This is a genomic window from Acinetobacter pollinis, assembly GCF_015627175.1.
Taxonomy (GTDB): Bacteria; Pseudomonadota; Gammaproteobacteria; order Pseudomonadales; family Moraxellaceae; genus Acinetobacter; species Acinetobacter pollinis.
The window spans coordinates 118,599-131,853 of record NZ_VTDQ01000002.1 but is presented as its reverse complement, the minus strand read 5'-3'; the positions used below and the strand labels follow the sequence as shown (position 1 = coordinate 131,853).

Below are 13,255 nucleotides of genomic sequence, written 5' to 3'. Positions count from 1 at the left end.
TTCTGGTTTAAAAAGCGATTAATTTGATTTTAATCGCTTTTTTTTACTCATAGTTTTTGCTATTAGACTTAGGTATAAGGCAGATTGCTTTGTAACTTCTTGCTTAAGTCATTACTATTTTATTTGACTATGACGGATATATGACAGCTCAGTTATATTTTTATAAATTAATCTTATTTCTAAGGATCTAGAATGAAACTAGGCGCTTTTTTTGTAACAGCATTACTTTTGATGAGTGGTTCAACATTTGCAGATAAATTACCAAATATTGTTATTTTAGCTACTGGTGGAACTATTGCAGGTTCTGCTGCAAGCCATACTCAGACAACAGGTTATAAACCAGGCGCAATTGGTGTGCAAAATTTGATTAATGCTGTACCTGAGGTTAACAAAGTGGCGCATGTTACTGGAGAACAAGTTGCAAATATTGGCAGTGAAAATATGACTAGTGATGTCATTTTGAAGTTGTCAAAACGTGTAAATGAGTTACTTTCACAAAAGGATGTCGATGGTGTAGTGATTACACATGGTACAGATACTTTAGACGAAACTCCATATTTCTTAAACTTAACGGTAAAAAGTGATAAACCTGTTGTCTTTACAGCTGCTATGCGACCTGCAACAGCTATAAGTGCTGATGGTCCAATGAACTTATTAGAAGCTGTTAAAGTGGCTTCCAATGAGCAATCTAAAGGTAGAGGTGTGCTTGTCGTATTAAATGATAAAATTGGAGCAGCTCGTTTTATGACAAAAACGAATGCTAATTCATTAGATACCTTTAAAGCACCTGAAGAAGGTTATTTAGGTACGATTATTGATGGTCATATTGAATATAATAATCGCGTAGAGAAAAAGCATACAACAGATTCGATATTTGATGTTCGCCAGCTTAATGAGTTGCCACCTGTTGTTATTATTTATGGTTATCAAGATGATCCTGAATATATGTATGATGCGGCCATTGCTCACCATGTAAAAGGTATCATTTATGCAGGTACGGGTGCAGGATCTGTTTCAGTACGAAGTGATGCAGGAATTAAAAAAGCAGAAAAAGCAGGCATTGTTGTTGTGAGATCTTCTCGTACTGGAGGAGGAAGTGTACCTGTCGATTCAGCTCAACCAGGTCTTGTTTCAGGTACGTTAAATCCAGCAAAAGCACGTATTTTGCTTATGACAGCTCTGACAAAAACAAATGATCCTGTACAAATCCAACAATTTTTTAATCAATACTAAAACAATGAAAGACGCCTAAGGGAACTTGGGCGTCTTACTTATAATTAATCTTCAGGGTAAGCTGCTTTTTTTAACTCTACAATATTGGCATCAGGTGAGCACAGTGAAATGAACTCATAGCCATATCCACGTAATAAGTGACCTTTACGCACAGCAATCCATGTTGTATTAATATCAAATAATGATGTTTTTACTTGAGATAAATGTACATCTCGTTTTGTATCATAGGCAATACTATTGATAATACCAATGCCCATACCTAACTCTACATAAGTCTTAATTACATCTGTATCTAAAGCAGACATGACGATATCAGCATCAATCCCTGCATCTTTAAAAGCTTGATCTATTTTAGAGCGGCCTGTAAAGCCTTCATGGTAAGTAACAATAGGGTACTTCGCCAATTCCTCTAAGGTCACTTTGTTGACCTGTGTGAGTGGATGGTCAGGTGGTGTAATGACACTATGTTGCCATGTATAGTAAGGTAAGCCCGCTAGATTTTCTTCTGTTGTTAATGATTCTGTGGCTATTCCAATATCGGCTTGTCCTTGAAGAAGCATTTCTACAATTTCAGCAGGACTCGCTTGCTGCAATACCAAATGCACTTTTGGAAATTGTTTCTTAAATAAATTAACAATTGGTGGAAGAACATAACGTGCCTGAGTATGCGTGGTTGCAATTGTCAGTGTACCTTCATCAATTTTATTAAACTCATCTGCGAGACGTTTAATATTGTCGGCATCAATAAGCATACGCTCAACAACACCTAAAAGTGCTTGTCCTGGTTCAGTTAAGCCAAGCAATCTTTTTCCCTTACGAATAAAAAGTTGCACGCCAAGCTCATCTTCTAAATCTTTAATATGTTTACTTACACCAGATTGTGAAGTAAATAATGCTGCTGATGCTTCAGTTAAGTTGAAGTTCTGGCGTACCGTTTCTCTAATAATACGTAGTTGTTGGAAGTTCATTGTTTTTTTACTCTCACTAATCTTTAAGCAGACGTTGCCGTTTTTTCAAAAATATGTAAATTCTGTGCAGATACCCAAACGGTTTGATTTGCTGTTAAGGCTTGTTCGGTGGCTTGCTCAGAGGAAACCAAAACTTCAATTGGATGACCTTGTCGATCTTCTAATTCTGCAATAATTTTCCCCGCAACCCATACATAGCGTAAAAAAGTAGCTTGTATGGCATTTTCTGTAGCCTGTGTATGAATGGTTAACTCATGTGGACGAGCAAATGCGATGAGATGACCACTTTGATGAGTAGATGGCAAAATAAGCTGATCTTCACCTATTGTGAGTTTACCATTTTGTTGAACCCCTTCGAATTTATTGGCTTGGCCTAAGAAGTCAAAAACAAATGATGTTTCAGGCTTTTCGTAAACTTCACGAGGTGAGCCAATTTGCTCGATATTTCCTTTATTCATTACTACAATTTTATCTGCAACCTCTAATGCTTCTTCTTGGTCATGTGTCACAAAGATAGAGGTAATATGTAGCTCATCATGTAAATTGCGTAGCCATCTACGTAACTCTTTTCTTACTTTTGCATCGAGTGCACCAAATGGCTCATCAAGTAGCAATACACGAGGTTCTACTGCAAGTGCACGTGCAAGAGCAATACGCTGTCTTTGGCCACCTGAAAGTTGAGAAGGGTAACGATTAGACAAGAAGTCTAGCTGTACAAGCTCAAGTAACTGGTGAACACGTTTAGATATTTCAGCATCTGATGGACGTTCAGACTTAGGACGAACTTTTAGCCCAAATGCAACGTTATCAAATACAGTCATATGTCTGAATAAAGCATAATGTTGGAATACAAAACCAACTTGTCTTTCTCGGACATGTGTTTTTGTTGCATCTTGTCCTTCTAAAATAACCTGTCCTGAATCTGCTTGCTCAAGTCCGGCAATAATACGTAGTAATGTTGTTTTTCCACACCCTGATGGCCCAAGTAATGCCACAAGCTGACCTTCGGGAAAGTCTAAACTAATATTATTGAGAGCATGAAAATTACCAAAGTTTTTCTCTATGTTTTTAACTTGAATACTCATTATTCATGCCCCTTAGTGTGTCGATGAATTATTTTCTTGGCGAACTTCAACCCAAGTTTTAATAATTAAGGTTAAAATTGCTAAAAATGCGAGGAGTGAAGCCACAGCAAAAGCTGCACTATAGCTATAGTCGTTGTATAAGATTTCTACATGTAATGGTAAGGTGTTTGTTTGACCACGAATATGACCTGAAACAACAGATACCGCACCAAATTCACCCATTGCACGGGCATTACATAAAATAATGCCGTATAGAAGTCCCCATTTAATATTTGGTAGAGTAATTTTCCAAAAAGTTGTCCAACCGGATGCACCTAATAAAATTGCAGCTTCTTCTTCATCATTGCCTTGGGCTTGCATAAGAGGAATAAGCTCTCTAGCTACGAAAGGTACGGTAATGAAGACGGTCGCTAAAATAATTGCGGGGGTTGAATAAAGGATTTGCATGTTGTGGTCTTGAAGCCATTCTCCTAACCAACCTTGTGTACCAAAAATAAGTACAAGCATTAGACCTGCAATAACAGGAGATACCGAAAATGGTGTATCAATTAGCGTCGTAAGTAGGGTTTTGCCCTTGAAATTAAATTTAGCAACTGCCCATGCTGCAGCTACCCCAAAAATAACATTTAGGGGGACAGCAATCAGAGCTGTAATGAGGGTAAGTTTTACTGCTGATCTAGTATCTGAGTCGATGAGCGCATTAAAATAGACGCCAACACCTTGTTTAAATGCTTCTATAAATACTAAACCGAGTGGAAGGATAAGTAGTCCAAGAAATACAATAAAAGCAAGGGTAAGTAACAGATAACGAACCCAAGATGGTTCTCTCGTCGCATCTTTACTTTGGAGTTGTTTAGCAAGTGAGTGAGGATGGCTCATGTTGCATTTCTCCCTGTACGTCGTGTTGCCCAAGATTGAAGAAGATTAATAAGCAATAAAAGTGCAAAAGATAAAAGAAGCATAATGACGGCAATTGTCGTAGCACCTGCATAATCAAATTCTTCAAGACGAGATATAATTAAGAGTGGTGCAATTTCTGTTTTATAGGGCTGGTTTCCTGCAATAAAAATAACGGAACCATATTCACCTACACCACGTGCAAATGCGAGACCAAAACCTGTCATTAACGATGGTAAAATAATAGGGAAAATAACATAGCGAATGGTTTGCCATCGGTTCGCACCTAAAGCAGATGATGCTTCTTCAAGTTCAGTTTCTAGGTCACTAAGAATTGGCTGAACTGTACGTACAACAAATGGAATACCAATAAAAATAAGTGCAAGTGTAATTCCCACAGAGGTATAAGCAACTTTGAACCCATGAGGTTCTAAGAATTGTCCGATCCAACCTGTAGGTGCATATAATGAGGTTAATGCAATGCCAGCAACTGCGGTGGGTAATGCAAATGGCAGGTCAATGAGGGCATCGACAATACGTTTGCCAGGAAAATGATATCTAACCAGACACCAAGCGAGAAGAAGCCCCAAAAATACATTAATCAGCGCTGCAACCAATGCAGTTGTAAAACTTAGCTGTAAGGCTTTTAATATTCTTGTATCTTGAATAATTTCTATGAAACCATCCCAACCAATCCCAATCGATTTAAAAAATACGGCTGAGAGAGGAATAAATACAATAATTGATAGATAGAGAATGGTGTATCCTAAAGATAAACCAAATCCTGGCAAAACTGCTTTATTGTTGCGCATAGATGTCTTGAACTCTTATAAACCTGACTGAGCTAAAAATTGGCGTTGGGTACTTTTTAATAAAAGAGATGAATTTTGTTCAAGCATTCGCTGTTTATAATTAAGTAAAAGATGTGGAATAAGCTCTGGAAAAGCCCCAAAACCAGAGTCGACATTAATATGGCCAACACGGCCTAAATTTACGGTGGCTACATTCCAATGGTTCGCAAAATGTTTTGCATCTGAAAAACTAAGCCAAGGATCATTCTCACTAATGATCATGGTTGTTGGTACAGTAATTTTTAATTGTTCAAAAAATGATGAGTAGGTCTCGACTGAATGATGAGAGAACCCTGTTTTTGCAAAACGACTTGGGTTTGCAGGTGCAACCAAAATAAGTTTTTTTACACGAGAAATAAGTTGTGGATATTTGTTTAAAGCAGCAATACTGGTTAAGCAACCGAAGCTATGTGCAATAACCTGTAAGTCTACATGCTCATCAAGACTTTGAACTGTCTGAATCCACTGTTCAACCCATTCGTCTAAAATAGGCGTATCCCAATTTTGTTGGACACGAGTGCAATTCGATAAGCGACTTTCAATCCAAGATTGCCAGTGTTGTTCGTTACTTCCGCCCACACCTGGAACAATAAGATTATGAACTTTACGCATTAGAGTTGCTCCCATGTCCAATTTTTATTTTATTGATTTGCTTTTACAATTTGGTCAAATATCCCGTTATTGTCAAAATGCACTTTTTGTACTTTTGACCAACCACCAAACTCTTGATCAATCGTTACCAATTTTAATGGTTTAAAAGTTTGACTGTATTTTTTTAGTACTTCTTGATTACGTGGACGATAATAGTTTTTTGCAATAATATTTTGTGCTAGTGGGGAATATAAGAAGTTAACATACCCTTGAGCAACATATTTATTACCATCTTTTTCTACATTTTTGTCAACCACAGCAACAGGTGGTTCGGCAAGAATGGAAAGAGAAGGGGTAATAATTTCAAATTTACCTGGCTGTTCGCGAGTTGCTAAATATGCTTCATTTTCCCATGCAAGCAATACATCGCCAATACCACGTTCTACAAACGTTGTTGTTGCACCACGCGCTCCAGAATCTAATACTTTTGTATTTTTATAGATTTTACGTACAAACTCTTGTGCACTTTGATCTGTACCATTAGGTTGATGTTTTGCCCATGCCCACGCTGCAAGATAATTCCAACGCGCACCACCTGAAGTTTTTGGGTTAGGTGTAATAATGGCAACATCAGAACGTACCAGATCGTTCCAATCTTTAATATGTTTTGGGTTATCCTTGCGCACTAAAAAAACAATAGTAGAAGTATAAGGCGTTGAATTTTGAGGTAACCGTTTTTGCCAGTCTAAAGGAAGTTTTCCTGTTTTTTCTGCAATTGCATCAATATCTGCTGCAAGGGCTAATGTGACAACATCTGCATTTAAACCATCAATCACGGAACGTGCTTGTTTACCAGACCCACCATGAGACTGTTTGAAGTTAATCGCTTCGCCAGTTTTTTGTTTCCAGTAATCACCATAAGCTTTATTAATATCTGTATAAAGCTCACGAGTTGGGTCATACGATACGTTAAGGAAATCTTTTGCAGCAACGCTAAAAGATGAGATTCCAATTAGTGTCGCGAAAACCCCTAGTTTAATTTGATTTAATGGCATTTTCTTTTTCCCAGATGATATGATTTGCAGTTCTGAAAAGAAGAATACAATCGATATCTAAGCATAAAAAATAATAAAAAATAATTTTGATATGAATAAAAAGAATATAGGTTATTATCTTTTTGTTTTATATCGTTTTTATAGATTTGATCATTTAAATTTAATATAAATGATCAAACTCTGAATGTCATATGATTGATTTAATGAGTATTGTTCTTTTTTGCAAAATGATTTGCCAAAATACCACACGTAATGAGCTGAATTTGGTGAAAAAGCATTAATGGCAATAAAATTAAGCCAAAGGGTTGGCCAGCGAATAGAATTTTAGCCATGGGAACACCACTAGCAAGGGTCTTCTTAGAACCACAAAATAATATGGTAATTTGATCTGCTTCATTAAAACCAAGTTTTCGACTACCGATACGAATGAGTATCATGGCAATTGCTAACAAGCCTGCACATATTATGAGTAAATAAATTAAAGTAGAAACAGAAACCTGATGCCAAATTCCCTCGCTTACTGCTGCGCTAAATGCAGAGTAAACCACCATTAGAATAGAACCTTGATCCACCATTTTTACACTAGATTTATATTTTGTGAGGAAGGGAATCATTTTATTACGGCATAATTGTCCAAGAATAAAAGGAACAAAAAGCAATAAAATAATATTTAAAGCAGAACCTAAGTTTGACCCATGCTCCCCAGAGTTGTGTTGTGTAATGAATAAGCCGACCAAAAATGGAGTGATGAACATTCCCAAAATATTGGAAGCAGATGCGCTACATAATGCTGCTGGAACATTTCCTTTAGCAATAGATGTAAAAGCAATAGACGATTGAACAGTTGAAGGTAATAAGCATAAATATAGTATGCCAAGATAGAGTTGCTGACCAAGTAACGGTTCAATAAGGGGTTTTAGAGCAAAGCCAAGAATAGGGAATAAGGCAAACGTTGCTGCAAAAATGACAAGATGTAAACGCCAATGTGTAATACCTTCTATGACAGCTTCTCTAGAAAGTTTAGCACCGTGAAGAAAGAATAAAAGCGCAATTGCACAATCTGTGAGATGACTAAAGATTTGAGCGGCTTGTCCATGTATGGGTAAAAATGTTGCAAGCAAAAGCATGCCTACAATCATTAGGCTAAAATTATCAGGTAAAAACTTAGGTCTTGCCATAATTTGCACATATTCCTTTATTTATATTTCATATAAATAATATGATGATTCTCAAGATGTTGCATTAAGTCTATATTAATCTTGCTTATAAAGTTGTGAATTTATAAAAAGCATCCATGCTGAGCTACAAAAAATATGCCAATACGAGCGTATTACAATGCTTTTTTTAGAAGTTTTTTATAGTGTCTGACTGATCTGGCGTATTTTTTCCCTTTATGCCTTGTCCAGAAACTTGACTGATAACCTGCTGGACCTACATTGTAATATGCAGATGCTTTAAACCAGCTTCCTGCTAGGCCGTAATAGGTTGACAATATATAGGCATTACACTGAATATTGGTATAGTCATTATTTAAGTCACCAGGACAACGATGTGCCCAGTAGCTTGGAATAATTTGAGTAAGACCAACAGCCCCCCCACCAGACCTTAAGCCACTTCGATATCCTGACTCTTGTCGAATAGTGGCAGCAATGAGTTCAGGTGGTACATTATAGCGATCTGCACTTTGAATAATTACAGGAGAAAGTCTGTCTGCTGTATAAGAAGGTACTGCATAGGCGTTTTGGATTGCGTGGGAAAGGCGAATAGATCGTGTTTCGACGGAGCCACTGTGTGGACCTAGACCGCTGCATCCCGTTAATAGCGCAATAAAAACTAAAATAAACGGCTGAAACCAAGTAGAACTCAGATCTTTTCTAAATATTATTGTCTTCTTCATGAGGCAGTAGCGAGTAGTATTGATACAGGGAAATTTGAATACTAATGTTCACTATGATGAGCGTCAACGAATCATCACCAATGAAGTACAAAATACTGAATTTAAAATAATTAAAAAAATAATAAATAACTAGTTGACATGGTGGGCTTATGTGAATATTATTGTGACATAGTTTACATATTTTGTTTTATATGTCCTATTTTTTGGACAGCCACGTTTTCCTAGACGTGGCTTTTTTTTGTCTTTTTCAAGCTTCATCAATATAAAACGGTACTCTGGCAGTTACACCGCACATGAGTTCATACCCAAGTGTATTTGACTTTTCAGCGACCTCATCAATAGAAAGCAAAGCACCACAGCTAGACTGACCCCATAACACAACCTCACTACCAATATCTGCATTTTCTATATGGGTGAGATCGACAGCCAGCATATCCATGCTTACGCGTCCAATAAGTTGAGTTCTTTTTCCATTGACTAAAATAGGCGTACCTGATGGAGAGACTCTTTGATATCCATCGGCATAGCCACATGCAACGACACCAATTTTCATAAATTCCTTGGCAATATACTGAGAGCCATAACCAACACTATCATTTTCTTGGATCTCTTGAATCGCAATAATCTCCGTACGCAGGCTCATACCAGGCTTCAGCTGCCAATCTTTTGCACTATGTTTAGGGTAGTCTGGCGAGCTGCCATAAAGTAAAATGCCTGCACGTATGTAGTCTGAAGTCACATCGTGTTGATGGCGTAGTAAGGCTGCGCTGTTACTTAAAGAACATTTTCCTGGAAGATCTTTAATAACTTCCTGAAATAAATTCATTTGATATGTTGTACCATCCTGACCCAATCGTTCTCCATCGGCATCAGAAAAATGCATCATATGTGTAATGCTTTGAATATGAGGGAGCTTTGATAGAGCGTACCATGCTTCTTGGTATGCTTTAGGTTTAAAACCTAACCGATTCATTCCGCTATTCATTTTTAAAAAGATATTAAATTGAGCTGGTCCAGAATAAGCGGTTAACCATGCCAGTTGATGATCACTATGAACAGTAAACTTTAAATTATGATTGATGCATTGTACTAAATCATCTTCTGTAAATAGACCTTCTAGCAGAAGAATATCTTTTTCCCAACCCAATTCTCTTAATCGAATAGCTTCATCAATATCAAGCAAAGCAAATCCGTCTGCTGTTTTAAAAGCAGGATACACATTCTCTATACCATGACCGTAGGCATTTGCTTTGACCACAGCAAATAATTGGCTGTCAGAAGCAATCGTTTTTCTAGCAAGTGCCAGATTATGTTGAAGTGAATAATGGTGAATAATGGCCTGTATTGGGCGAGGCATGATAAGTTTCCTTCCAAATCAGATCAAGCAATATGTTGATAACGTTGTAATGATAACCCTTCTGTAGAGATATCGGTGGTTTGATTGAGCACAATATCGCTAATTAGTTTTCCTGAACCACATGCCATTGTCCAACCCAGTGTGCCGTGACCAGTATTGAGAAATAAATTATTATATTTAGTTGCCCCAATAATTGGTGTGCCATCTGGCGTCATTGGTCTGAGACCTGTCCAAAAGGTAGACTGTTTTAGGTCTCCAGCAGGGAAAAGATCTTGAGTCACCATTTCAAGCGTGCTTTTACGTTCTTGACGAAGTTTCATGTCAAAACCATGGAGCTCAGCCATCCCACCTACACGAATGCGTTGATCGAAGCGAGTAATGGCAATTTTGTAACTCTCGTCAAGTACTGTAGATTGTGGTGCAAGTTTCTCATCTGTAATAGGAAGTGTAAGTGAATATCCTTTGACAGGGTAAACAGGTAAGTCTAAGTCTAAGGGTTTTAAAAAACGTCTTGAGTAACTACCAAATGCTAAAATGTATTTATCGGCTTGATATTGTTGCCCATCGACCACAACACCTGTGATTCGGTCACCTTCAAATGTAAGCGCTTCAACATTCTGATTAAACTTAAATGTTACACCACTTTCTATAGCAAGCTTTGCTAATGCATTGGTAAATAAGTAGCAATCTCCTGTCTCATCATTAGGAAGATGTAATCCACCAACTAGCTTATCTTGTGCGAACTGTAGAGCAGGTTCAATACTTGCGAGTTGTTCTCGATTAAGTAATTGATGTTCAACACCACAGGCTTTGAGTACCTCAATGTCTCGCTCTACTGCATCTAATTGTGCCATTTTACGAAAGACTTGGAGTGTGCCTTTAGAACGATGCTCATAATGAATGTTTGTTTGATGACGTAAGTCTCTTAGACAGTCTCGACTATATTCTGCAACACGAGTCATACGTTCTTTATTGATTGCATAGCTGTTAGCATTACAATTATTCAGCATTTTATACATCCACTGTAATTGCCATGCACTACCATCTAAGCTTAATGCCAATGGTGCATGTTTTTGAAACATCCATTTTAATGCTTTTAAAGGAATACCTGGTGCCGCCCAAGGGGTCGAATAACCTGGTGAAATTTGTCCTGCATTGGCAAAACTTGTTTCTTTTGCTGGCCCTGGCTGGCGGTCAAATACAGTAACTTTTACACCTTGTTGTGCAAGGTAATATGCACTTGCAACACCAATGACACCACTACCTAAAATGATGACATGCATATTGATTCCTTATAGTTCATTATTCGTGATTTTTTCTAGTATATTGACTATTGTCTAGTTTATTTCACTATTTTTATACCTATAATTCAGTGCATTCCATAAATTTTTAATACAAAAATTGTAATATAAGGAAAAAAATATGCGTAAGCTTGACCGTACTGATTATATGATTCTTGATATTTTACAAAAAGATGGCCGAATTGCTATTAGTGAGCTTGCATCTAAAGTAAATTTGTCGACGACGCCATGTTCTGAGCGAGTAAAACGTTTAGAGCGTGATGGTGTGATTACGGGATATTATGCAAGATTAAATCCAAGTTATGTCGAACGTAATTTACTTGTATTTTTAGAAATTAAACTATCTGCGAAATCGGGTGATGTATTTGACAATGTAGCTGTTAATTTGGCTGATATTCCTGAAGTATTGGAATGCCACCTCATTTCTGGTGAGTTTGATTATTTGGTTAAAGCTCGTTTGAAAGAAATGGGTGCGTATCGCCGTTTATTGGCAGATATACTAAAGAAGCTACCTGCTTCAGCGTCTTCGCATAGTTATATTGTGATGGAAGAAATTAAAGAAACACTATATTTAGATTTAAAAAGAAAGATTTGAATAAAATATAAGCTACTGAAAATAAATCAAACAGAAATAAACAAACATTAATGTTGATTATAAGTTTGCGCTGTTAGGATGGCTGGGTTTATTGTTGCAATGGTTTGAAGTTGGTATGAAAAAAGCTGTATTTGTTATTTTGACATCTCTAATTAGTATTTCTCATGCGGAAACGGTGGTGCCTAAATCAAGTTGTAGTCATCTCGTAAATGCTGCTGAAGGTGTAATGAAACTACGTCAAAATGGTACACAATACGACCAGCTTAAACAGCAAGTTAGTCATATCGATGATTCAAAGCAAAAAGATTTATTTATTAAGTTGGTTGATGATGCATTTGCTACGCCATTGGTGAACGAAGAACAACAAAAGAAGGTAAGTATTCAAAATTTTGCTTCGAAATATAAAGGAATGTGTTCAGAAAACTAAAAGTTGTATCTTCTGAAATAAAAATCTAGTTATGTTATTTTTGTTGTATAGAGCACGATTTTATACAAAATGATGATCACATAGAGGGAAGTGAAATGAGTCAACGCAAGATTGCTTTTATTGGTGGTGGGAATATGGCATCTGCCATTATTTCTGGATTAATTGCTTCGGGATACGACAAATCCAATATTACAGTTTCGGTACCCAGTGAAACCAGTAAAAAACGTTTAAGTGAACAATTTGGTATTCAAGCAACTTCAGATAATATTCTAGCTACTAAAAATGCAGATGTAATTATTCTTGCTGTTAAACCACAGCTTATGAAAGAAGTTTGTGCACCGATCCAAGAACATGTAGATGTTGCAGATAAGCTATTTTTAACGATTGCAGCTGGCACACAAGTTCAATTTTATAAAAAAATATTCAAATTAGACGGCCTCAAAATTATTCGCGTTATGCCAAATACACCTTCTTTGGTTGGTCAAGGGGTAAGTGGTCTATTTGCAGAGAGTGATGTTTCTAAAGAAGATAAAGACTTTGCTGAAAACTTGATGGGTGCTGTTGGAAAAACGGTCTGGGTAGAAAAAGAAGAACAGATTAACAACATTATTGCTATTGCTGGAAGCGCACCGGGCTATTTCTTTTTATTCTTAGATGCAATGCAAAGAAAAGCAGAAGCTTTAGGATTTGAGCCAGAACAAGCAAGGGCATTAATCTTACAAACAGCAAAAGGTGTGGTGTCTTTGGCTGAACATGAAAAAGATTTGGCATTTTTACAGTTAAGAAATAATGTAACTTCTAAGGGAGGTACAACCATTGAAGCTGTAAACGTATTTGAAAAAAATGGAATTTATGAGACTGTAGATGAAGCGATGCAAGCTGCGATTGATCGTGCTGGTGTTATGGAAAAAGACTTCTTAAAAGATTAAGCAATAGAGGAGAGTATGTTTGCTCTCCTCTTTTTATACGCTCAATCGAGATTTTATTATCATTTATTT

14 protein-coding genes are annotated in these 13,255 nt (G+C 36.9%); 4 read left to right on the top strand and 10 right to left on the bottom strand.

Features of this window, described 5'->3' with window-relative positions:
- The first annotated feature begins 192 nt into the window (after positions 1-192).
- Complete coding sequence (locus tag I2F23_RS01530) at positions 193-1,233, top strand: type II asparaginase (protein WP_195770831.1); 1,041 nt, start codon at positions 193-195, stop codon at positions 1,231-1,233.
- Positions 1,234-1,277: 44 nt separating this feature from the next.
- Here the strand turns inward: I2F23_RS01530 and I2F23_RS01525 are convergent, their stop codons facing one another.
- The 10 genes from I2F23_RS01525 to I2F23_RS01480 form a co-directional block, all read right to left on the bottom strand.
- Complete coding sequence (locus I2F23_RS01525; RefSeq protein ID WP_195770830.1) at positions 1,278-2,201, bottom strand: CysB family HTH-type transcriptional regulator; 924 nt, start codon at positions 2,199-2,201, stop codon at positions 1,278-1,280.
- Positions 2,202-2,224: 23 nt separating this feature from the next.
- Positions 2,225-3,286 (bottom strand): sulfate/molybdate ABC transporter ATP-binding protein, encoded by a 1,062-nt coding sequence (locus I2F23_RS01520; protein WP_195770829.1) that lies wholly within the window; start codon positions 3,284-3,286, stop codon positions 2,225-2,227.
- A 12-nt stretch (positions 3,287-3,298) separates the two neighbouring features.
- Positions 3,299-4,165 (bottom strand): sulfate ABC transporter permease subunit CysW, encoded by an 867-nt coding sequence (gene cysW / locus I2F23_RS01515; protein WP_195770828.1) that lies wholly within the window; start codon positions 4,163-4,165, stop codon positions 3,299-3,301.
- Entirely contained in the window at positions 4,162-4,995 is an 834-nt protein-coding gene (gene cysT / locus I2F23_RS01510; protein ID WP_195770827.1) for a sulfate ABC transporter permease subunit CysT, read from the bottom strand. Before cysT ends, cysW begins: the two co-directional genes overlap by 4 nt.
- Positions 4,996-5,010: 15 nt before the next feature.
- On the bottom strand, positions 5,011-5,646 hold the full coding sequence (locus tag I2F23_RS01505; RefSeq protein WP_195770826.1) for an RBBP9/YdeN family alpha/beta hydrolase: 636 nt from the start codon (positions 5,644-5,646) through the stop codon (positions 5,011-5,013).
- 29 nt (positions 5,647-5,675) lie between these two features.
- Entirely contained in the window at positions 5,676-6,680 is a 1,005-nt protein-coding gene (locus I2F23_RS01500) for a sulfate ABC transporter substrate-binding protein (protein ID WP_195770825.1), read from the bottom strand.
- Between the two features lie 200 nt (positions 6,681-6,880).
- Positions 6,881-7,858: a bile acid:sodium symporter family protein gene (locus I2F23_RS01495; protein WP_195770824.1), complete on the bottom strand. Its 978-nt coding sequence runs from the start codon at positions 7,856-7,858 to the stop codon at positions 6,881-6,883.
- A gap of 152 nt (positions 7,859-8,010) precedes the next feature.
- Positions 8,011-8,577 (bottom strand): lytic transglycosylase domain-containing protein, encoded by a 567-nt coding sequence (locus tag I2F23_RS01490; protein ID WP_195770823.1) that lies wholly within the window; start codon positions 8,575-8,577, stop codon positions 8,011-8,013.
- Between the two features lie 247 nt (positions 8,578-8,824).
- Entirely contained in the window at positions 8,825-9,934 is a 1,110-nt protein-coding gene (gene alr, locus I2F23_RS01485; RefSeq protein WP_195770822.1) for an alanine racemase, read from the bottom strand.
- A 23-nt stretch (positions 9,935-9,957) separates the two neighbouring features.
- Positions 9,958-11,217, bottom strand: coding sequence for a D-amino acid dehydrogenase (locus tag I2F23_RS01480; protein ID WP_195770821.1), 1,260 nt, complete (start codon positions 11,215-11,217; stop codon positions 9,958-9,960).
- A 139-nt stretch (positions 11,218-11,356) separates the two neighbouring features.
- Between I2F23_RS01480 and I2F23_RS01475 the strand changes: the two genes are divergently transcribed.
- From I2F23_RS01475 to proC, 3 genes are all read left to right on the top strand, one after another.
- Positions 11,357-11,830 (top strand): Lrp/AsnC ligand binding domain-containing protein, encoded by a 474-nt coding sequence (locus tag I2F23_RS01475; protein ID WP_195770820.1) that lies wholly within the window; start codon positions 11,357-11,359, stop codon positions 11,828-11,830.
- Positions 11,831-11,921: 91 nt separating this feature from the next.
- Positions 11,922-12,257 (top strand): hypothetical protein, encoded by a 336-nt coding sequence (locus tag I2F23_RS01470; RefSeq protein WP_195773996.1) that lies wholly within the window; start codon positions 11,922-11,924, stop codon positions 12,255-12,257.
- Positions 12,258-12,352: 95 nt separating this feature from the next.
- Entirely contained in the window at positions 12,353-13,186 is an 834-nt protein-coding gene (gene proC, locus I2F23_RS01465; protein ID WP_195770818.1) for a pyrroline-5-carboxylate reductase, read from the top strand.
- Positions 13,187-13,255 lie beyond the last annotated feature (69 nt).